General features: G+C 62.6%; 19 protein-coding genes and 2 pseudogenes. 14 read left to right on the top strand and 7 right to left on the bottom strand.

Annotated elements, in window-relative coordinates; genetic code table 11:
- Positions 1-59: 59 nt before the first annotated feature.
- The 3 genes from J5N58_RS14815 to J5N58_RS26060 all read right to left on the bottom strand — a co-directional run bounded on the left by J5N58_RS14815 (position 60) and on the right by J5N58_RS26060 (position 3,785).
- The gene (locus tag J5N58_RS14815) at positions 60-917 is read right to left on the bottom strand and encodes an SDR family oxidoreductase (protein ID WP_244711409.1); all 858 of its coding nucleotides are present in this window, start codon (positions 915-917) and stop codon (positions 60-62) included.
- 73 nt (positions 918-990) lie between these two features.
- A complete protein-coding gene (gene glgA, locus J5N58_RS14810; protein WP_112827140.1) occupies positions 991-2,466 on the bottom strand; it encodes a glycogen synthase GlgA in 1,476 nt (491 codons plus the stop codon).
- Positions 2,467-3,485: 1,019 nt separating this feature from the next.
- A complete protein-coding gene (locus J5N58_RS26060) occupies positions 3,486-3,785 on the bottom strand; it encodes a DUF982 domain-containing protein (protein WP_112827013.1) in 300 nt (99 codons plus the stop codon).
- A 251-nt stretch (positions 3,786-4,036) separates the two neighbouring features.
- Here J5N58_RS26060 and J5N58_RS14805 point away from each other — a divergent pair, with 251 nt between their 5' ends.
- Positions 4,037-4,252: a hypothetical protein gene (locus tag J5N58_RS14805; protein ID WP_112827141.1), complete on the top strand. Its 216-nt coding sequence runs from the start codon at positions 4,037-4,039 to the stop codon at positions 4,250-4,252.
- A 6-nt stretch (positions 4,253-4,258) separates the two neighbouring features.
- Complete coding sequence (locus J5N58_RS14800) at positions 4,259-4,609, top strand: hypothetical protein (RefSeq protein WP_112827014.1); 351 nt, start codon at positions 4,259-4,261, stop codon at positions 4,607-4,609.
- Between the two features lie 30 nt (positions 4,610-4,639).
- Here the strand turns inward: J5N58_RS14800 and J5N58_RS14795 are convergent, their stop codons facing one another.
- Entirely contained in the window at positions 4,640-4,927 is a 288-nt protein-coding gene (locus J5N58_RS14795; RefSeq protein ID WP_244711407.1) for a hypothetical protein, read from the bottom strand.
- A gap of 165 nt (positions 4,928-5,092) precedes the next feature.
- Here J5N58_RS14795 and glgX point away from each other — a divergent pair, with 165 nt between their 5' ends.
- From glgX to rnk, 4 genes are all read left to right on the top strand, one after another.
- The gene (gene glgX, locus J5N58_RS14790) at positions 5,093-7,222 is read left to right on the top strand and encodes a glycogen debranching protein GlgX (protein WP_244711404.1); all 2,130 of its coding nucleotides are present in this window, start codon (positions 5,093-5,095) and stop codon (positions 7,220-7,222) included.
- Between the two features lie 31 nt (positions 7,223-7,253).
- Positions 7,254-7,484 carry a hypothetical protein gene (locus J5N58_RS14785; RefSeq protein WP_112827017.1) on the top strand — a complete coding sequence of 77 codons (231 nt, stop codon included), beginning with the start codon at positions 7,254-7,256 and terminating at the stop codon, positions 7,482-7,484.
- A 100-nt stretch (positions 7,485-7,584) separates the two neighbouring features.
- Positions 7,585-8,364: an SDR family oxidoreductase gene (locus J5N58_RS14780; protein WP_244711402.1), complete on the top strand. Its 780-nt coding sequence runs from the start codon at positions 7,585-7,587 to the stop codon at positions 8,362-8,364.
- A 334-nt stretch (positions 8,365-8,698) separates the two neighbouring features.
- On the top strand, positions 8,699-9,139 hold the full coding sequence (gene rnk / locus J5N58_RS14775; RefSeq protein ID WP_244711400.1) for a nucleoside diphosphate kinase regulator: 441 nt from the start codon (positions 8,699-8,701) through the stop codon (positions 9,137-9,139).
- Between the two features lie 140 nt (positions 9,140-9,279).
- Here rnk and J5N58_RS14770 read toward each other — a convergent pair.
- Both J5N58_RS14770 and J5N58_RS14765 read right to left on the bottom strand, forming a co-directional pair.
- A pseudogene (locus tag J5N58_RS14770) lies at positions 9,280-9,420 on the bottom strand (IS5/IS1182 family transposase); the annotation flags it as partial.
- Positions 9,413-9,557, bottom strand: a pseudogene (locus J5N58_RS14765) (transposase); the annotation flags it as partial. The pseudogenes J5N58_RS14770 and J5N58_RS14765, both read right to left, overlap by 8 nt.
- A gap of 95 nt (positions 9,558-9,652) precedes the next feature.
- Between J5N58_RS14765 and bla the strand changes: the two are divergent.
- Positions 9,653-10,615, top strand: a complete 963-nt coding sequence (gene bla / locus J5N58_RS14760; protein ID WP_244711397.1) for a subclass B3 metallo-beta-lactamase — start codon at positions 9,653-9,655, stop codon at positions 10,613-10,615.
- A 151-nt stretch (positions 10,616-10,766) separates the two neighbouring features.
- Here the strand turns inward: bla and J5N58_RS14755 are convergent, their stop codons facing one another.
- On the bottom strand, positions 10,767-11,756 hold the full coding sequence (locus J5N58_RS14755) for a helix-turn-helix transcriptional regulator (protein ID WP_244711395.1): 990 nt from the start codon (positions 11,754-11,756) through the stop codon (positions 10,767-10,769).
- Between the two features lie 184 nt (positions 11,757-11,940).
- On the opposite strand from J5N58_RS14755, the gene J5N58_RS14750 reads away from it, so the two are divergent.
- Genes J5N58_RS14750 through J5N58_RS14720 form a run of 7 tightly spaced genes read left to right on the top strand, consistent with a single transcriptional unit; the run spans position 11,941 to position 19,712 of the window.
- Positions 11,941-14,076, top strand: coding sequence for a TonB-dependent siderophore receptor (locus J5N58_RS14750; RefSeq protein WP_244711393.1), 2,136 nt, complete (start codon positions 11,941-11,943; stop codon positions 14,074-14,076).
- 31 nt (positions 14,077-14,107) lie between these two features.
- Positions 14,108-14,803, top strand: coding sequence for an O-methyltransferase (locus J5N58_RS14745; RefSeq protein ID WP_244711391.1), 696 nt, complete (start codon positions 14,108-14,110; stop codon positions 14,801-14,803).
- An 11-nt stretch (positions 14,804-14,814) separates the two neighbouring features.
- Positions 14,815-15,942 carry an ABC transporter substrate-binding protein gene (locus J5N58_RS14740; protein ID WP_113339815.1) on the top strand — a complete coding sequence of 376 codons (1,128 nt, stop codon included), beginning with the start codon at positions 14,815-14,817 and terminating at the stop codon, positions 15,940-15,942.
- Between the two features lie 54 nt (positions 15,943-15,996).
- A complete protein-coding gene (locus tag J5N58_RS14735) occupies positions 15,997-17,190 on the top strand; it encodes an isochorismate synthase (protein WP_113426310.1) in 1,194 nt (397 codons plus the stop codon).
- A gap of 1 nt (position 17,191) precedes the next feature.
- On the top strand, positions 17,192-18,820 hold the full coding sequence (locus tag J5N58_RS14730; protein ID WP_113466205.1) for a (2,3-dihydroxybenzoyl)adenylate synthase: 1,629 nt from the start codon (positions 17,192-17,194) through the stop codon (positions 18,818-18,820).
- Position 18,821: 1 nt separating this feature from the next.
- A complete protein-coding gene (locus tag J5N58_RS14725) occupies positions 18,822-19,463 on the top strand; it encodes an isochorismatase family protein (RefSeq protein ID WP_113426312.1) in 642 nt (213 codons plus the stop codon).
- 3 nt (positions 19,464-19,466) lie between these two features.
- The gene (locus tag J5N58_RS14720; protein WP_112827027.1) at positions 19,467-19,712 is read left to right on the top strand and encodes a phosphopantetheine-binding protein; all 246 of its coding nucleotides are present in this window, start codon (positions 19,467-19,469) and stop codon (positions 19,710-19,712) included.
- Positions 19,713-19,714 lie beyond the last annotated feature (2 nt).

Genomic DNA, 19,714 nt, shown 5'->3' with positions numbered 1-19,714 from the left:
GTTCCCGGCTTGTCGTGCCGGCGAGCGGCGCATCGCCGCGACGCCATGGCAGGGCTTTTCTAAAGGATCGGCTTGCCGCCGGTCACGGCGATCGTGGCGCCGGACAGAAAGCTCGAGAACGGATCGGCGAGCATGACATAGGCGGTTTGAAGCTCCGCCGGCTGGCCGGGCCGCTTCATCGGAACCTGAAGCCCGAAGTCGCGAACCGCCTTTTCCGGCAGGGTCGATGGTATGAGCGGTGTCCAGATCGGACCGGGCGCCACGGCATTGACCCGGATTTCCCGGTTCGCAAGCATCTGCGCGAGGCCGGCGGTGAAGTTCTGGATCGCGCCTTTGCTCGTTGCATAAGCGAGCAGCGACGGATTGGGGGCGTCGGATTTGATCGAGGCCGTATTGATGATGGCGCCTCCAGCCTTCATATGGGGAACCGCCGCCTTGGCGAGGTAGAACATCGCATGGAGATTGACCCGGAAGGTCAGTTCCCACTCCTCGTCCGAAATCTCGCCGATATCGGAAAACGAAGCCTGATGCGCGGCATTGTTGACGAGAATGTCGAGCCCGCCGAGTTCCCGAACCGCGCGTTCGACGATGTCCCGGCAATGGGCCGAAGACTGGATGTCGCCGGGGACCGTGACGCATTTTCGGCCGGCATCCCGCACCCATTTCGCCGTTTCTTCCGCATCCTCATGCTCGTTCAGATAGGAGATCAGAAGATCGGCGCCTTCGCGGGCATAGGCGATTGCGACGGCCCGGCCGATGCCGCTGTCGCCGCCGGTTATGACCGCGCGCAGGCCGCGCAGCCTGCCGGCCCCCCGATAGCTTTTCTCGCCGTGATCCGGCATGGGGTCCATGGCGGCCGTTGTCCCTGGCATCGGTTGCTGCTGCGGTGAAAAGGGAGGCGTGGGATAATTGGTCATCGGATGCTCCTTCCGTTTCATAGATGTTCAAACCACAAACCGGCCCCGGAAGTTCCGGCAAGCTTTTGGTTTTTCAGAGGGAACCCCGGTCGAGCGCGCCAGTGGAAATACGGTTCGTATTTGCGGTGACGAGCTCCCGGTAGAGCTCTGCATATCGTCCTGCACTGCGGCCCCAGCCGAAATCCGCCTTCATCGCCTGCGACTGCAGCCGCCGCCAGAATACGGGGCGGTCGAAGGCGGCCAGCGCCCTGTCGAGCGCATGATAGAGGTCTTCGATCGATCCCGGCTGGAACTGAAAACCGGTGGCGACCCGGGCCTCCATCGCCGCTTCGTTCGCATCGATGATCGTTTCTGCCAGCCCGCCCGTTCGCGCGACCACGGGGATCGCCCCATATCGCAACGCATAGAGCTGGGTCAGTCCGCAGGGTTCGAAACGGGAGGGCTGGAGGATGATGTCGCTGCCGGCATGCAGCAGGTGGGCCCCGGGCTCGCTGTATCCGATATGCATGACCACCTGGCCGGGATATTGCCGTGCCTGTTCCAGGAGCGGGTAGGCGATGGCGGGATCGCCCTCCCCGAAGATGACGAGTTTCGCGCCGCGGTCGACGATGCCGGGAACGACGGGCGCCAAGAGGTCTATGCCCTTCTGCCAGGTCAGACGGCTGACTACGGAGACGATCGGGCGGTCGTTTTCGATCAGCCCGAATTGTCGTTCGACCGTGCGCCGGTTTTCCCGGCGCCTTGCAAGCGTGCGCGTGTCGTAGCCTGCCGGAATATAGGGGTCCTGCGCGGGGTCCCAAATTGTCTGGTCGATGCCGTTGAGGATGCCGCGCAAGGCTTCCTTGCGCGTGAAAAGGATACCCTCCATCCCCATGCCGAGCCCCTCGGTCATGATTTCGCGGGCATAGGTCGGCGAGACGGTCGTCACGGCATCGCTGAGGGCTATCCCGCCCTTCAGGAAGCTGATGTCGCCGTAGTATTCGAGGCAGTTTACATCCAGAAGGGAGGCCGGCAGGCCGAGAGCATGGAACACCTCGGTGGAGAATTGTCCCTGAAAGGCGAGATTGTGAATGGTGAGAACGGCTGGAACGGCCAATCCCATGCTGCGCATGTAACAGATGGCAAGCGCCGTCTGCCAGTCGTGGAGATGCGTGATGTCCGGACGCCAGCCTTCGATGCCGTCGGCGGCGATCCGGGCCGTTGCCAGCGAGAGGGCGGCAAAGCGCTTCCAGTTGTCGTGATGGTCCGTGCCGCTCTCGTCGAGATAGGGCCCACCGCCGCGCCGGTAGAGTGCCGGACAATCGAGGATCAGAAGGTCAAGGCCTTCGTGGCGACCTTGCAGCACCCGGGCGTCTTCTCCAAGCAGGGGAAGATCGAGAACGGCGACGAGATCCCGGCAAGCGGCAAGTACGCCGGGATAACCGGGGATAAGCGTTCGTGTTTCGACCCCGTGTGGCGACAGCGCCCTGGGCAGGGCCCCCACCACATCCGCCATGCCGCCCGTCTTGACGAGGGGAAAGACCTCTGATGCGGAAGACAGCACGCGAATGCGATCCGGAGTGTTTACTTTACCGCTTCTCGCGGTCCGCGGCGTGGCGTCGGTTGCCACGGCCCGTTTTCCGGCGCGGCTCGGCATTTCCATTGTCATGAGGTTTTCAAGCGACGCCATCCTGCCGTTCTCTCTGTCATCCCTGTCGAAAAGCGAAAGGCGCACGCGTTACTCGCGCGGCCATGTTGCCAGTGCCGCGCTTTATGCGCGCCGTTTTGTCAATGCGAGGTCATGAATTGCTTCGAAATCGATTTGCGGCGAAGGAGATGCCTGGACGTTGGCGGATGACCATCGAAAGGGTTCAGTGCTGAAATCGACGGTCTGACGGCTTTGGCGACCAAGACATCCTCCCCGGAAAACCTGACAACACAACGAAGCCGAAATCGCTTTGTTCCGAATTTTGAGGCAGCCGTGGGCGCCCCGCGGGAACTGGCGGTCGGGAGCGGATGGAGAGCCGGGACGATGGACCGGCAGGAGAGATATCGCCGGCGATTTCCGGCTCTCCGCCGGCGCGTGCCACCTGCATGAGATTGTCGCAGAGGTCGGCCAGCTTGACCCGCATGGGCCGCTCGGCCGACATCGATTGGGTGCTGCAATTCGGAATCCATCGCCGTATCCCCGCGCTTGTCGGGCTTGTCTGCCGCTGCCCGGTGAGGTTTCGGCATTCGGCTTGACGACGCTTGACCAGAAGTGTTGCTGCCGACGGATGAGGGAATTTGACGGGAAGGAAACCCTGGCGCAGTATGCGCAAACTACGTCATCGGGTTCAGGCAGATGTCGGACACATTCTTTCGGAAAAGCGGGAGTCTAAGCCCGGACGAACTCGCTCGGGTCCAGGGAATTTTCGACCGCGCCTGCGCCCGCTTCAATCTGCCTGCGGACAGCGATGCCGCGAAGGAAGCCGCGGTCCAGCTCATGGACCTATACCAGCATGGCATTCGCGACGAGGAAATGCTCCTCGCCATGCTTAGGAACTGAAGGCTGAGGACTTTGCGCTTTCCTGCTTTTTACCTTGCCGTTCAAAGCAAGAGATCATGATGCGTTCTGTAGACGGGAGGACTTGCCGCTCTGACGGCGCATGCCATTCCGGCCTCCCCACAGGCTGAAAGAAAGCTCTCCCGCGCTATGGCGAGTGGGGTCATCTTGCCGAGAGCCCCCCTGCACGCATTGACGGCGCTGCGGTGTTGAGGCCCGCCAGGCAGAGGCCATGCCTTTTCCAACAGCTCCAGTGCCTCCTGCGGCGAGGCGAGCGTTCTAACGTCGTTTTGCTGAAATCTGACTGTGACCCATGATGACCACGTGGCGTTTCTGGTCTGCATTTCCTGATCCTCGCGCCTCCCTGTCGGCACATAACGGAGGAGTGCGCTGATTGTTCCTTACCATTCACGTCACGCGCGCCGCGATTCCGAGGTTCACCTTCAGGCCCGCGCATGCGATCGCCGCGGAACCGTCTCGCGCCACGGCTGGCGCGGAATGGTTCGGGCAATCCCGCTCTTTTCGGCCATCCAGCCCAGAGGGGAACCTTCGCGTCCTTCTTTCCGTTTCTTTCATCGAGGAAAGGAGACGCTCCATGACCAGCAACACGCATGCGAAGCAGAAGCGGAAGGAGATTGAAGGCCAGTTCGCACCGGCTCAGGCCGGAGGCAAAAACGATGGCGTCGCGAGCGCCAAGCCTACAGTTATTACCGGCTCCGAGGATGCAACCGTCCATAAATGGCCGCCGGGCACCAAACGCCCGCCGAAGGACTGGGACATCAACCACGATCCTGCAGAGCACGGGGAGTGACGCGCCATGTCCGAATTGAATATCTACCGTCTGGTTCCTTCCGCGCCCGTCGGCGATCCTCGTTGGCAGAACAATCCCTATCAGGAGGAAATCGTGGTCCGCGCCCACTCCAGCGGCGACGCCAGGATCGTTGCGCAGGAGGCCGAGCTTGACTTTCCGGATGTGAACGCAAAGCCGGCCGAGGGTGTGCAGACCGATATGGCTTCGGCATTTCGCAATGAGAAGCTCTTCACAGTCATTCGCGATGATAGCGGCCGGTTTTCCCCGGAAGGCCCTCGCGGTGTTCTGGCCGGTGACATACGTCGCGGGGTGATTGCTGCCGGACATCGTCCGGCTCACGGGCCCATCGCGGGTTGACCCGCTGAACGGCGCTTGCGTGCGGGAGCCTCAATCGAGCCTGGGTCTCACCAGCCTGATGAATCCGGCGGGAGAGAGTGGCCGCGTCTCGACGAGCGAGACATCCGGTCTGCCGAGGCCCCATTTCTCTATGCGCGACCGGGAAAGGCCGCACCCAGCCCAGACGATCGGCAATGGGGGCGGCCTCTGGCGTTCGATGAATTTCTTGAAGCGACCGGTCTTGCCGTTTTCCGTCTTGTCCTGGCGAAGAAAAGCGAGCCGGTTCCCCGCCCATTTGCGGATCTCGTCATGGCCAGTGGTGGCGGCGGTGCTGCTCATGGACACCTCTTGTTCTCGGTGATTTCGACCTTTGCTGTCCAACACATCGGCAAAGTTTCGGGTTCCCTTTCGGTCGCCGCAAGCGCCGGCGCCATCGATGGACGGGGAACCAATCCCTCGGTGAGGTCTTCTTGTTGCGGTTGTCCCCGAAGGAGCATGTGCCGCATGAACAACGAAACGACTTCCAGACGCATCGTCGCCGGAAACTGGGAAACGCTTGGCGCGAATTTCGATGGAGAGGGCGTGAATTTCGCCCTTTTTTCCGCCCATGCCGAGCGCGTGGAACTCTGCCTGTTCGACGAAACAGGTCAGCACGAGGTCCAGCGGCTGGACCTGCCCGAATACACCCACGAAATCTGGCATGGCTATGTGCCGGGACTGAAACCGGATGCCCTTTATGGCTTCCGGGTGCACGGATCTTATGACCCGGCCGGCGGCCATCGGTTCAATCCCAACAAGCTCCTGCTCGATCCCTATGCGCGGGAGCTTGTCGGGGATATTGCCTGGTCGGCCGCGCATTTCGGTTACGATACCGAAAGCCCGGACAAGGACCTCAGCTTCGACAAACGCGACAATGCAGCGGGAATGCCGAAATGCCGGGTGCTCGATCCCTCCGGCTGGACATGGGCGGGAGACAGGAAGCCGAACATCCCCTGGTCACAGACGATCTTCTACGAGACGCATGTGAAGGGCTTCACCCAGCTTCATCCGGCCGTGCCGCCCGAACTGCGCGGCACCTTCGAAGGACTGGCCCATGACGCCGTGGTCGATTATGTCAAAAGCCTCGGCGTTACCTCGGTCGAACTGCTTCCGGTCCATGCCTTTCCCGACGAATCCTATCTCCTGGACAAGGGGCTGCGGAACTATTGGGGCTACAACACGCTCGGCTTCTTCTCGCTGGCTCCGCGCTATTACGGTCCGCGTGGCCTTGCGGGTTTCCGGGACATGGTACGGGCATTCCACGATGCCAATATCGAAGTCATTCTGGACGTGGTCTACAACCACACAGCGGAAGGCAATGAGCTTGGGCCGACACTGTCGTTTAGGGGAATCGACAATTTCTCCTATTATCGCACCCTGCCCAGCGAGCACCGCTATTACATCAACGATACCGGCACCGGGAATACGCTGAACACCTCCCATCCCCGTGTGCTGCAGATGGTGATGGACTCGCTGCGATACTGGGTCGAATGCCTGCATGTCGATGGCTTTCGCTTCGATCTCGGAACCATCCTGGGCCGGGAGCCCGAGGGCTTCGACCAGCGCGGCGGATTTTTCGATGCCGTGACCCAGGATCCCGTGCTGTCCCGGGTGAAGCTCGTGGGCGAGCCATGGGATATCGGTCCGGGCGGTTACCAGGTCGGGGGCTTCCCGCCTGGCTGGGCGGAGTGGAACGACAAGTATCGCGATACGCTTCGGGACTACTGGAAAAACACTCCCCATACAGCCCCCGACTTCGCCACCCGCGTGCTCGGCTCCGGCGATCTCTACAACCAGCGGGGCCGACGTATCTGGGCGAGCGTCAATTTCATCACCGCGCATGATGGCTTCACGCTGCACGACCTCGTTTCCTATGACGGCAAGCACAACGAGGCGAACGGCGAAAACAACAACGACGGTCACAATGACAATCGCAGCTATAATTACGGTGCCGAAGGCCCGACGGACGACGAGTCGATAAACGCCGTGCGCGAACGCCAGAGGCTGAACTTCATGGCCACGCTGCTATTGTCTCACGGCACGCCGATGTTTCCGGCCGGCGACGAGTTCGGCCGCAGCCAGATGGGGAACAACAACGCCTACTGCCAGGACAATGAGCTGAGCTGGCTGCATTGGGAGGACATGCCCGCCTCGGGCAAGCGATTGACCGATGCCGTGAGTCGACTGATCGCCATGCGCCGGGCACAGCCCCTGCTTCGTCGCGACGACTGGCGCGACGGCACAGCCATCACCTGGGTCAATGCGGGAGGAGGGGAGCAACTGCCGGAGCATTGGCAGGAAAGCTTCGGCATGACGCTCGGCGTTCATCTCCATCGAGATGATCTCGATGCCGCCGAGGGGGCCTGGCCGGATGTCCTCATCCTCTTCAATCCGAGCGATGCCCCGGTGGATTTCGTCATTCCGCCGGTCCGGGGCGAGAGCTGGCAGCTGGCATTCTCCACGGACGCGCTTTTTCCCGAAGAGCCCGTTCTTGCCCGCGCCGGAACGGGCTTCGAGCTTTGGCCGCGAAGTCTGGCCCTCTTCCGTTCGCCCGACCGGAAAATCGAAGCGGAGGCAGGAACCCGGACGGGTTAGCAAACGTTTGTTGCTTGTCAGGGAGGACGCCATGGAACGCGAGGAATTTTACGAGATCGTCGCCGACGAGAACGGCTGGGCGATGCTCATCGACGGCGTGCAGCACGATACCTATCCAAGCTGCCATCTGGCGGTGGAGGCGCTGCGGATGAGGAGGGCCCGTGAGCTTCGCCTCAAGGGCAAGATCGTTTTCAGGGTCCAGACGGCGGGAAACCATATGGCGAAACACGTACTGGGGATGGGCGGTATCCTGCAGACCTGAGGCATGTCGGGCAAAGGCCGCAACGGCTCTGAAAGACCTGTACACGCCTTGGCGGGGAGAGGGTCCCCGTTCGGCTGTCGAACAAACCGGGAGAAAAGGCATGGAGGCTGGCAAGGTGGCATTGGTGACGGGAGCCGGATCGGGCATCGGCAGGGCCGCCGCCCGGCGCCTCTCCCGCGACGGCTTCGCCGTTGCCGCGCTGGGTCGAAACCGGCAGGAGATTCTGGCCGTCGCCAGGGAACTGACGGACGAGGGCGCCAGTGCCTTTGATGTCGTGGCCGACATTTCCATAGACGAGGAGATGCGGCTTGCCGTTTCCCAGGTCGCAGAGAGGTTCGGGCGGCTGGACGTGGTGGTGGCCAATGCCGGTATCAACGGCACCTGGGCGCCGATAGAGGATCTGCAGCCCCATGAGTGGGACCAGACCATGGCTGTCAATCTGCGCGGAACCTATCTCACCCTTCATCATAGCGTGCCCTATCTGAAGGCGGCTGGCGGCGGCTCGGTCGTCGTGATTTCCTCGATCAACGGCACGCGGACATTCACCACACCCGGCGCGACCGCCTATTCCGCGACGAAGGCGGGTCAGATGGCGATGGTGCAGCAGCTGGCGCTGGAACTCGCAAGGCACAAGATACGTATCAACGCGGTCTGCCCCGGCGAGATCGATACGAACATCAACGACAATACTGCGCTGCGCGGCGAAGACGAAACCGCGATACCGGTGATATGGCCGGAGGGACAGGTTCCGATCACCGGGGGACGCCCCGGCAGGGCGGAGGATGTCGCCGATGTCATCGCCTTCCTTGCGGGCGAGGGCGCGCGCCACATCACCGGCACTCCGATATGGGTGGACGGCGGACAGGGACTTCTACGCTGAAGCATCGCGAGGTCGTGTTGTGCGGTGAGGTCGCAATTGGCGCGGCTCGTCGCCTGGGGCGGTATAGCGCCCGGGACAGCCTTGCTTGACTTCCACCCCTGTCGCACCCATGTTTGGGGCATGTCGACCGAGCGCTTCCATATAGCCCTTCAACGGGTGTGCCTTATCGCAGGCATGTGACCCCCGGCCCGGTCGCGTCGCGACCCGGTCGTGGGGCATCGGTAGCTTCCCGTCAGTCGGGAATCTGAGCTACGAAGCGACAATCCCTTGAAAATTTTCGAATGACAGCGGCGCGTCCAGCGTCCTGCTGCGTTTTTGTACAGGACAATGAACAATGGCTCCCGAAAAGAAGCTGCATCGCAAACCTCCTATCATCGTCACCAGGTCTGACTACGAGAGGCTGTCGCGTCTGGCGGAGGCCCACGCTTCGCGCAATCCCGAAGTCTCCGAGGAACTGCTGGCGGAGCTCGACCGTGCCCGCATCGTGCAGGATGACAAGATCGGCCGCGATGTGGTGCGTATGGGTTCCACCCTCCGCTTTACCAGCGATCTTGGTGAAGACCGCACTGTCACGCTGGTGTTTCCGGGCGAAGCGGATATCGCCGCCGGCAGGATTTCCATCCTCACGCCTATCGGTGCGGCGCTGATCGGTCTGTCCGCCGGCCAGTCCATCGACTGGACGGCGCGGGACGGTCGTGTCCATCGCCTCCATGTCGAACAGGTGGGCCCCTTGGAGCCGAGCTTTGTCAAAGCCGTTCACGCGGTGGCACGATGATCCGGGTCCGTCCGCTGCCTGAGGCTGATCGTTTATCGCATCCCCGCCGCGCCCCGACACGCGTCTTTGCGTGAACCGGAACGAAGCCGGGAAAACGGGGAAAGCGTTCCCCAAGACCGTTCGCGCGTTTTGGCGGAGGACTAGGGCGTGGACTCATAAAGCTGCAGCCACAAACGGATAGACGCCAATTTGACAAAAGCGAGATAGTTGGCTGCTAGCTTGTCATAACACGTGGCGACTCGGCGGCACTGCTTGATCCGATTGAAGAATCGCTTCTCGCCATGGCGCTCCCGAGCGTAAGACCCAGAAGATTCCGTTGAGAATTCGGTGGTCGTCCACACGGGGGAACTCCACGCGGTTTGCTTGGGAGCATAGGCCTTATGACATTCCATTCGTCGATGGTGAGTTGATATCGCATTGCTGTGTACCCCGGCCATGCGAGTAGAAGGAGCCGATGGCCTCTACGCGCAAGTGTGGTATATATTCAATTTTTGAGGGAGGAACGACATGCGCATGAGCATTCTTCTTTCACCCATCGCCGCAGCGGTTCTTGTTCTTGCGCTACCTGCCGCAGCCCAGGAACTCTCCGCCAAACCTGAACTCCCTACCAAAGAGCAACTGGCGAAGGACAACAATCTCTTTCTAACAATCGCCCGCAAAGCACTCAAATGGGATGTGCCAACGGAGCCGGTGCACATTGCAGGTCCACTGTACTTTGTTGGCACGGCGGGGCTTTCCTCTTGGCTTTTTGCCACGTCCGAAGGACACATTCTGCTAAACACCGGGATGCCTGGCTCTGGACCGATGATAGTGGATTCTATCAAGAAGCTCGGCTTCAAGGCGGAAGACATCAAGATCATTATCAACGGACACGGACATGCGGATCACGCAGGTGATTTTGCCTTCATGAAGAAACTCAGCGGCGCACAGCTTGCTATCATGGAGCCTGATGTTGCGATGATTGAGGACGGCGGGAAGAGCGACTTTCACTACGGCAAGGACTGGAAGATCATGGGACAGCCGCCCGTCAAGGTCGACCGGGTGCTCCGTGATGGTGACACAGTCAAGCTGGGCGAGGTTATACTTACCGCCTACAATACCCCCGGCCACACACGCGGCTCGACGACGTGGGTGACGACGGTGGTCGAGGGCGGGAAGGTGTATTCGGTGGCGTTTCCGGATGGCGGGGGATTCAATCCAGGATATCGCGTGGCCGGTCCAGCCCCCTCTTACTCCGGTATGACAGAAGACTACCGTCGAACACATCACACATGGGAGATGCTCAAGCCGGATATCTGGGGTGGGCACCATACCGAGTATTTCGACCTCGAAGGAAAGCGCGAGCGAGCCAAGACGGAAGGCGTAGCAGCATGGGTCGATCCGGAAGGCTACCGTCGCTTTGTTGCGGGAAAGAAATCAGCGTTTGAAAAAGAGGTTGACGAAGAGCTGAGCGAACCTCAGGCGGAAGGAAAGTAATAATCACGCCGGGTGCTTTGGGACAGCACCCGTTTATGAGTTCACGGCCTAGAGCATTTCCGGCGAAAACGGAATCGCCTCCAATGCTCTATCTCTTTGGTTTCACGCAATTCCGAACGCGAAACCGGTTCCCACTTTTGCTGGAAGTGCTCTAGCCGCGCAAGGCTTTCGGCGGAACGCCGAATTCGCGCCGGAAGGCGGTGGAGAAATTCGCGGGGCTCGAATAGCCGGCGAGATAGGCAGCGCGGGCGATCTGCATGCCTTCGCTCTCGATGGCGAGCCGAGCCTGCCTGAGCTTCGTCGTGCGAACGAAGCTTGCCATGGCAGTGCCTCGACCGAGCCGGATCAAGCGGTGCAGCGTGTTGACGCCGACCGACAGATGGGCGGCGATCTCCTCGGCGGACGGCAGCCGGCCCGTGCAGCCGAGAATATAGTCTTCCGCCTCGTCGAGTTTTCTTTCTTCCGATGCCCGCAGCGCCGAAGACGGCGCTGCAATGTCAGCATTGCTGACGGCAAGCAGCTTGAAGCACTCGTGAATGACGGTGAGGGTCTGGGCTTCGAGGAAGAGGCGGCGGAGGCACGTTTCCTCTTCGGGCGGCGACATGATTCGGTTGGCCAGTTTCAGGAGCGCGGGCGTCGGTTGCCATGACAGCAGTTCGAACTCGGAACGGGCAAAGCGCTCGATCGCGCCGGCGGTGCAATCCGCGAACATGTCGCCGGCCGCCAGCCATTCCGGCTCGATCCTGATCTTCAGCTTGCGGATGTGGTTGCCGACGCTGGTGTGATTGCGGAAACGTTCCCCCTGGCGATTGGCGAGCATGCAGGCCGCCGGGATCCAGCGCGAGGAGGGCGGCACCCGCTGCGGAGAAGGCAGGCGCCGGTTGCCGATCTCAGCATCGACCTTTCCCTCGAAGAAGAATTTGATCGACAGGTGAGGCCTTATTTCGGTTTCGGCGGTCAGGTCGCAGAGACTGACGACGTCCGAGACGTGCACGCTGAGCCCGCGCCGAAGCTCGATGTCGAAGAACCGCCCGCGCATGATCGAGGAATCGGTTCCGGGATCGTTTTCGACCATCGAGATGGTTCGATTTTGCCGCCGCACGCGGTCGATGAAGTCGCCGGCCCGGATGATGTCTCCCATGACGCCCTCCAGGAAGGATGGGTTTCGAATTCGCAAAAGAAATTTTGCGGTGCGCAAAAGACCTCGGCATTGGTCGGCACAGGTCCTTGCTATATAGAAAACATGAGTAATGCAATCATATTAATTCGAAAATCGCGGGGGCCTTGTGAAAGTTCGGGTTGTGCAAACTGCGTTCAGGGGATCGGTGAGCATTCTGGCAGTTCTGGCCGCATGTGCGGCGGCGGCTCAGGATTCGACCGTTCTCAAGGAAATCGTGGTCACCCAGGATGGGGACCAGACAGACAAAAGCGGCGATACCTTCGTCGCCAAGAGCGCGCGCTCCGCGACGAAGACGGGCACGCCCCTCATCAAGACGCCGCAGGCGGTCTCGGTGGTGACGAAGGCGCAGTTCGAACAGCAGGGTGCCGTGACGGCGGCTCAGGCCCTGCGTTACACGCCGGGTGTCACGCCCGACATCCGCAACAACGACCGCTACGACATCGTGCCCGTGCGCGGCATGGGTATGGCCAACTACCAGAATTTCATCGGCTATCTCGACGGCCTGCGCCTGCAGCGCGGGCTTTCCTTCTCGCAGCCGACCGTCGAGCTCTTCGACGTCGAGCGCATCGACGTCGTGCGCGGGCCGTCCTCGGTGCTCTACGGACAGATCGCGCCCGGAGGCTTCGTCAATCTCGTCTCGAAACATCCGACCGAGGAGCCCTATCACGAGACCGGGCTGACGGTCGGCACCGACCGTTATGTCAAGGGAACGCTCGATCTCAGCGGTCCCGTCGCCGGCAGCGACGTCTTCTTCTACCGGCTGGCGGCCTCCGGCCGCTACAACGAGACCAATATGGAAGACGTGACCTCGAAGCGGCTCTCGGTCTCTCCCTCGCTCATGGTCAAACCGGAGGAGGGCACCAGCCTCACTTTTCTGTTCAACTATTCCGACGATCCGGCCAGCGCCTATCCGGCCGGCATGCCGGCGGCCGGCACCGCCTATGCGAACGGCAGCTATGCGGACATTCCCTACGACTTCAACGTTGGCGATCCGGACTTCGACAGCTTCGAGCGCCGCACGACGCGCCTCGGCTACGAGTTCGAGCATGAATTCAACGACACCCTGACCTTCAGGCAGAACCTGCGCTACATGCATGTCGATAGCGAGCATATCGGCCTCAGCGCGCGCTCGATGAGCGGCACCACGATTACCCGGCTCGCCTCGCATCTCGAGGAAGATGTCGACACCTTCGTCGTCGACAACCAGCTCCAGGCCGATTTCGACACCGGGCCGTTTGCCCACACGCTGCTCTTCGGCCTCGACTATCAATATGCCGATGCCGACCGGTTGATGGGGACGGGGTCGGCCTCGTCGATCAATTACCTCAATCCGGTTTATGGCGGGGCGATCGCCGTCCCGGCGTTCACCTCGGACACGCGACAGCTGACGAACCAGACCGGCCTTTATGCACAGGACCAGATCGAGTTCGGCAAGCTCAACGTGACGTTCGGCGGACGCTACGACAGCTACGACATAAAGACCGACACGACGACGCTCGCAACCGACGTCACCACCTCGGCGGAGCAGGACGGCGACGCCTTCACCGGCAGGGTCGGGGCGGCCTATCTCTTCGATTCGGGCATTGCGCCCTATGTGAGCTATGCCACCTCGTTCGAGCCGCCAAGCGGACTCGGCTATAGTGCGGCCGGCGGCGTTATCCTCGATCCCGTCGAAGGCCGGCAGATCGAAGCTGGCGTCAAATACCAGCCGGAAGGCTCGGACAGCTATCTCGCGGCCTCGGTCTATCGCCTCGTGCAGTCCAACATGACGACCTCGGATGCCGCTCATTCCGGCTACTACCTGCAGGTTGCTGAGGTGACGACGACGGGTGTGGAGCTCGAGGCCAAGCTGGCATTCGACGCCGGCTGGGATGTCACCGCAGCCTACACCCATATGGACGCGGAGATGACCGAGAACGCGACGGCTGCCTATGTCGGCAACCGTCCCTATGCCGTGCCTGAGGACACGGCATCGCTCTGGGTCCATTACAGCGTCCAGGACGGAGCGTTCGAAGGCCTCGGACTCGGCGCCGGCGTGCGTTATGTCGGCTCGACTTACGGCGACGAGGCCAACAGCTTCAAGGTCTCCGCCTTCACGCTGTTCGACGCGGCGCTCGACTACGATTTTGGCCGCCGCAATCCCGATCTCGCCGGGCTGAGCCTGAACGTGAGCGCGAGCAACATCTTCAACAAGGAATACGTGTCGAGCTGCAGTTCGACGATCGCATGCTTCTATGGCAGCACCCGCACCGTATACGCCACGCTGAAATACAAGTGGTAAGCGGCAAACAAGAACGAGAATGGAGAGCAGAATGCCGAAGATCTCGGACCAGCAGATCCGCCAGTACGTCATCGATTGCGGCACGCGCCAGACGCCGCTCCTCAGGCGGTTGCGGGAGCAGACGCTGGCGCTTGCCGAAGGTCACATGATGACCACCCCGGCCGCCGGACAGTTGCTCGCGCTTCTCGCCAGGAGCATAGGAGCAAGGCGTGTGCTCGAAATCGGCACGTTTACCGGATATAGCGCCCTGTGCGTCGCGGACGTCCTGCCGGAGGACGGCATGCTCGTCGCTTGCGACGCCAGCGAGGAATGGACGGCGATCGCGAGATCCTACTGGCAGGAGGCCGGTGTCGACGACCGCATCGACCTGCGGCTCGGGGATGCCACGCAGACCCTCGAGGGGATATTGGCGGAGGAGGGTGGCGCCGGCTTCGACTTTGCCTTTATCGATGCCGACAAGGAAAGTTATGACGCCTATTACGAGCTTTGCCTGAAGCTCGTGCGGCCGGGCGGCCTGATCTGCTTCGACAACATGTTCTGGGGACGCTCGGTGGCCGACCCCGAGGATATGCGCCCGGAAACGGTGGCGCTTCGAGACCTCAACCTGAAGATCCAGTCCGACGATCGGGTGGACATGTCGCTCGTGCCGCTCGGTGACGGCATGACCTTCATTCGCCCGCGACCGCGCGCCGTCGAACGGGCGGCGGTAGCAGGCGTGGCCGCCTGAGGGCCGTCGCCATGACCGGACCGAGACATGCTGCCGTGTGGCCGGGAGCGATCCATCGTCTGGCCGCATTGCTCGCAGCCATGCTCTTCACGCTGCTGCCGGCTTACGCCGCAGAGGCCGGGATCGTTGCGACCGACCTGAAGGGTCGCGAAATCCACCTGGAGCAGCCCGCCCGCAGGTTGGCCGTCGATGATCCCCGCATCATCATCGCCCTCTCGTTCACGGGCAAGGAGGCCCCGGCGCTTGTCGCGGCCTGGCCGCACGATGTGGCGCGAATCGGCGAAGATCTCTACCGGACCTATCGCGCGCGCTTTCCGCAGATCGACGGGCTGCCGAAGATCGCCAGCAATCAACAGAACCTTGCGGTGGAGGAAATCGTCGCGGCGAAGCCGGATCTGGTCGTGCTTTCGCTCTATTCACACGTTGCCCCGGAACAGATCGCACAGCTCGAAGCGCTCGGCATACCCGTCGCCTATGTGGACTTCACGCTCGATCCGCTCGCCCATACCGGCGACAGCATTCGCCTGCTCGGCCGGTTGACGGGGAACGAGACCACGGCAGACGCCTTTGCCGACTTCCGCGACGGGGAAATCGCCAGGCTGGTGGCGCGCGTGGACGCGGTTGCCGCGGCCGGATCGCCCTCCGTTTTCATGGAGACGCACGCCTCGGAGACAGAGGCCTGCTGCAATTCTCCGGGAACGGAAAACTTTGGCAGGGTGCTCGCCCTCCTCAAGCTGCGGAATGTCGGCGACATCCTGAAGGGGCGGCCGTTCGGGCAGGTGAGTGCGGAGCACGTGATCTCTTCCGGCCCGGAAGTCTATGTCGCGACTGGCGGTCCCTACATGGAAAAGCGCAACGGCCTGCTGATCGGCCCGTCCTACGACACCGGCACGACGAATGCCTCGCTTGCAAGGCTGCTTTCTCGGCCCGGCTTTTCTAGCCTCCCGGCGGTCTCATCCGGCCGTGTCCACGGCATGTCGTCGCAATTGCTGGCGCCCGGCTTCGACCTCCTGGCCATGCAACTGATCGCCGCATGGTGCTATCCGCAGGCCTTTGGCGAATTCGATGCCGCAGAGGCTCTCCAGGTTTTAAACGCCCACACCGCTGTGCCGCTCGAAGGCACCTACTGGACGAAATGACCCGCCGGACGCCACGGCGTTCGTCGGTAGGAAACCCAGACACAGGAGTCCGCTATGGTCCATCCGTCGACCTTGAATGACGTACTGCCCGAAGATCGGGTCTTCCCGGCAAACCGGCCGTCCTACGTGCTCCGGTCCGGCGACGAGACTCTGCTTGCCTACGGCGTCGCGCGGGAGCTGCCGGGCGGTGCCATCGCCGATCTGGCAGGCCGCGTCCGGCGCCATTTCGAGGAAAATCCGGCCGGTCCCGATATTCTGGTCGGCGCAATCCCCTATGCCCGCGAGGCATCGGCCCATCTCCTTCATCCGGAAAAGGTGCTCCGGGTCATGGGACGCCACGAATTCGCCGCGCCGGCCGGCCATATCGAGACCCATGCCCATGGCATGCAGGTGACGGCGGACCCGTCGGCAGACGCCTTCTCGGCGGCCGTCGCCCGCGGGCTCGCGCGGCTTTGCGAGGCGCCTGACAGCCTGCGCAAGATCGTCCTGTCGCGCAGCCTCAGGATCACCGTCGGAAACGACATCTCCGTTCCCGCTCTCATTGCCAGGCTCGCGGCGGACGACGCCGTCGTGACGTTTGCGACGCCGCTGCCGCCACGGGACGGGACCCCTCGCTTCCTTGTCGGGGCGACGCCGGAACTCCTTGTCGAGCGACGGGGATCGCGCGTCTTCTCCCACCCGCTCGCAGGCTCGGCACGGCGCAGACCCGACCCTGCCGGCGACCGCGAAGCGGCCGATACGCTGCTGCGCTCGGAGAAGGATCGGCGCGAGCATGCGCTGGTGGTCGAGCAGATCATGGACGTACTTTCCCCTCTGTGCACGGAGCTCGCCGCGCCGGAGGGGGTGACGCTCAAGGCCACGCGCAGCATGTGGCATCTCGGCACGCGGATCAAAGGCGTGCTGAAGGATATCGGAACGTCGAGTATCGAGCTGGCGGCGCTCCTGCATCCGACGCCGGCGGTTTGCGGCATGCCGCGCAGAGAAGCCGATGCGGTCATCCGCGATCTCGAGGGCTACGACCGAAGTTTCTACGCGGGCGCGGTCGGCTGGTGCGATTCCTCCGGCGACGGTCGCTGGTATGTTTCGATCCGCTGCGCCGAGATCGAGGGCCGGCATGCCCGCCTCTATGCCGGCGCGGGGATCGTGCCGGGCTCTACTCCGGAAGGAGAACTGGCCGAGACCGCCCACAAGTTTTCCGCCATGCTGGAAGCCTTCGGCCTTTCCGCCGCGCAGATCGGAGAGGCGTGAGATGCTCCCGCTTCGACAGACCTGGCCGCAACATCTTGCCGACCGCTATCGGGAAAAAGGCTACTGGCGTGGCGAAACCATGTTCGGGGTGCTGAGAAGGACGGCGGCCGCCTATCCGGAAAACCTCGCCGTCGTCGGCACCGACGGGCGGTGGACTTACCGCGAACTGTTCGAGCGGGCCGAACGGATCGCCCGCGGACTGATTGCCGCTGGCCTTGCGCCCGGAGACCGGGTGGTGGTGCAACTGCCGAATTGCGCGGCCTTCCTTTCCGTCGTCTTCGGCCTTTTCCGCGTCGGCCTCATTCCGGTGTTTTCGCTTCCGGCGCACAGGGAGGCGGAGATCACGCATTTTCTCCGCCGGGCCGAAGCGGTCGGCTACATTCTCGCGGACCGGCATGGCGGCTTCGACTACCGAGAGCTCGCACGCAAGGTTAGACAGCAGGTGACGGCGCTCCGCCACGTCTTCGTGGTCGGAGAGGCGGAGGAGTTCCAAGGGCTCGACGACCTGCCTGCGGGTGAAGTGGCGCTTCCGGACGAGCCGCGTCCCGACAGCGTTGCCTTCCTGCAGATTTCCGGTGGCAGCACCGGGCTTTCCAAGCTCATCCCGCGCACGCACGACGACTATATCTACAGCTTCCGGGCAAGCGCGGAGATCTGCGGGATGACCCCCGACACCGTCTTCATGGCCAGCCTGCCGGTCGCCCACAACTTTCCGATGAGCTCGCCGGGCGTCTTCGGCGCGATATATGCCGGCGCGCGTATCGTCATGTGCCCGTCGCCGAGCCCCGAGACGGCGTTCCAGTGGATCGAGACGGAGCGGGTGACGATGACGGGGCTGGTGCCGCCGCTGGCGTTGCTCTGGATGCAGGCCGCGGGGCGGACGGCCTTCGACATATCCAGCCTCGACGTGCTGCAGGTCGGCGGCGCCAAGTTTGCGCCGGAGGCCGCGCGGCGGGTCTCCTCGACGCTTCGATGCAGGCTGCAGCAGGTCTTCGGCATGGCCGAGGGTCTTGTCAATTATACCCGGCTCGACGATCCGGAGGACCTGGTGACGGAAACCCAGGGGCGGCCGATCAGCCCCGACGACGAGATCCTGATTGTCGATGACATGGGGCAGCCGGTGCCGGCGGGGGAGCGGGGTCTCCTCCTCACCCGCGGACCCTATACGATCCGCGCCTATCACAACGATCCCTCCGCCAATCAGCGGGCCTTCACCGAAGACGGTTACTACAGGACCGGCGATATCGTGCGCATGACGCCCGAGGGATACCTCGTCGTCGAAGGCCGTGCCGGCGACCACATCAACCGCGCCGGCGAGAAGATTTCCGCCGAGGAGATCGAGGATCACCTGCTCGCCCATCCGGGCGTGTTCGATGCGGCAGTGGTGGCGATCCCCGATCCCTATCTCGGCGAGCGCAGCTGCGCCTTCGTCATTCCGGACGGGCCGAAGCCCGCCACCGCCGATCTCAAGGCTTTCATCCGGGGGCGCGGGCTCGCGGAGTTCAAGGTGCCCGACCAGATCGTCTTTGCCGAGAGCTTCGAGACCACGGCGGTCGGAAAGGTGAGCCGCAAGGTGCTGCGCCAGCGACTGCGGGACGCACTTCTGCTGCGCGAGAAAGAGGAGGCGTAAAATGGGACTGCCGAGGATTGCGCCTTACGACCTTCCCCGCGACGACGAGCTTCCGACCGCGCGTGCGCCGTGGCGGCTCGAGCCGCAGCGCACCGCGCTGCTGATCCACGACATGCAGAACTACTTCATCGGCGCTTTTGCCGCCGATGCTGCACCGATCGCGCCGGTGGTCGAGAACATCCGGGCTCTCGGGCGCGCCTGCCGTGCCAAGGGCATTCCGGTCTTCTACACGGCACAGAACGGCAATCAGGACCGGCGCGACCGCGGGCTTCAGGCCGACCTCTGGGGACCCGGCATGACGAGCGCGCCGGAGCACCAGCACATCGATGCGCGCCTTACGCCCGAGGACGGGGACATGGTGCTGGTCAAGCACCGCTACAGCGCCTTCCAGCACAGCAATCTCGCCCATCTGATGCGCGTTCGGGGCAGGGACCAGTTGCTCATCTGCGGCGTTTACGCCCATATCGGCTGCACGCTGACCGCTGCCGATGCCTTCCAGAAGGACATCGAGCCCTTCCTCGTCGCCGATTGCCTCGCGGATTTCTCCCGCGAGAAGCACGATATGGCGCTCGCCTATGCCGCAAGTACGTTTGCGGTGCCGCTTGGGCTTACCCGTGCGCTTCAAGAGATCGGGGGAGCATAAGCCATGACCGATTTCACCATGGAGACGCTTCGCCGGGACATCGCCCGGATGATCCATGTCGATGCTTCCGAGATCGGCGACGCCGACAATCTGATGGACCTCGGGCTCGACTCCATGAGGGCGATGGCGCTCGTCCTCTCCTGGGAACAGAAGGGCCTCAAGCTCGACTTCTCCCAACTCGCAGCCGACGTCACGCTCGCCGGCTGGTGGGCCGTCGTCGCGCGGCAGCAGGACATGGAAAGGACCTGAGT

The sequence above is a fragment of the Paenirhizobium cremeum genome (assembly GCF_022884085.1).
GTDB lineage: Bacteria > Pseudomonadota > Alphaproteobacteria > Rhizobiales > Rhizobiaceae > Allorhizobium > Allorhizobium cremeum.
Note: the sequence above shows the minus strand (reverse complement) of the source record. Positions and strands in the feature narration are given on the sequence as shown.

Coding starts and splice junctions, on each gene's coding strand:
- J5N58_RS14815 (WP_244711409.1), bottom strand. CDS start 917: ATGACCAATTATCCCACGCCTCCCTTTTCACCGCAGCAGCAACCGATG.
- J5N58_RS26060 (WP_112827013.1), bottom strand. CDS start 3,785: ATGCAGACCAGAAACGCCACGTGGTCATCATGGGTCACAGTCAGATTT.
- J5N58_RS14805 (WP_112827141.1), top strand. CDS start 4,037: ATGACCAGCAACACGCATGCGAAGCAGAAGCGGAAGGAGATTGAAGGC.
- J5N58_RS14800 (WP_112827014.1), top strand. CDS start 4,259: ATGTCCGAATTGAATATCTACCGTCTGGTTCCTTCCGCGCCCGTCGGC.
- J5N58_RS14795 (WP_244711407.1), bottom strand. CDS start 4,927: ATGAGCAGCACCGCCGCCACCACTGGCCATGACGAGATCCGCAAATGG.
- glgX (WP_244711404.1), top strand. CDS start 5,093: ATGAACAACGAAACGACTTCCAGACGCATCGTCGCCGGAAACTGGGAA.
- J5N58_RS14785 (WP_112827017.1), top strand. CDS start 7,254: ATGGAACGCGAGGAATTTTACGAGATCGTCGCCGACGAGAACGGCTGG.
- J5N58_RS14780 (WP_244711402.1), top strand. CDS start 7,585: ATGGAGGCTGGCAAGGTGGCATTGGTGACGGGAGCCGGATCGGGCATC.
- rnk (WP_244711400.1), top strand. CDS start 8,699: ATGGCTCCCGAAAAGAAGCTGCATCGCAAACCTCCTATCATCGTCACC.
- bla (WP_244711397.1), top strand. CDS start 9,653: ATGAGCATTCTTCTTTCACCCATCGCCGCAGCGGTTCTTGTTCTTGCG.
- J5N58_RS14755 (WP_244711395.1), bottom strand. CDS start 11,756: ATGGGAGACATCATCCGGGCCGGCGACTTCATCGACCGCGTGCGGCGG.
- J5N58_RS14745 (WP_244711391.1), top strand. CDS start 14,108: ATGCCGAAGATCTCGGACCAGCAGATCCGCCAGTACGTCATCGATTGC.
- J5N58_RS14740 (WP_113339815.1), top strand. CDS start 14,815: ATGACCGGACCGAGACATGCTGCCGTGTGGCCGGGAGCGATCCATCGT.
- J5N58_RS14735 (WP_113426310.1), top strand. CDS start 15,997: ATGGTCCATCCGTCGACCTTGAATGACGTACTGCCCGAAGATCGGGTC.
- J5N58_RS14730 (WP_113466205.1), top strand. CDS start 17,192: ATGCTCCCGCTTCGACAGACCTGGCCGCAACATCTTGCCGACCGCTAT.
- J5N58_RS14725 (WP_113426312.1), top strand. CDS start 18,822: ATGGGACTGCCGAGGATTGCGCCTTACGACCTTCCCCGCGACGACGAG.
- J5N58_RS14720 (WP_112827027.1), top strand. CDS start 19,467: ATGACCGATTTCACCATGGAGACGCTTCGCCGGGACATCGCCCGGATG.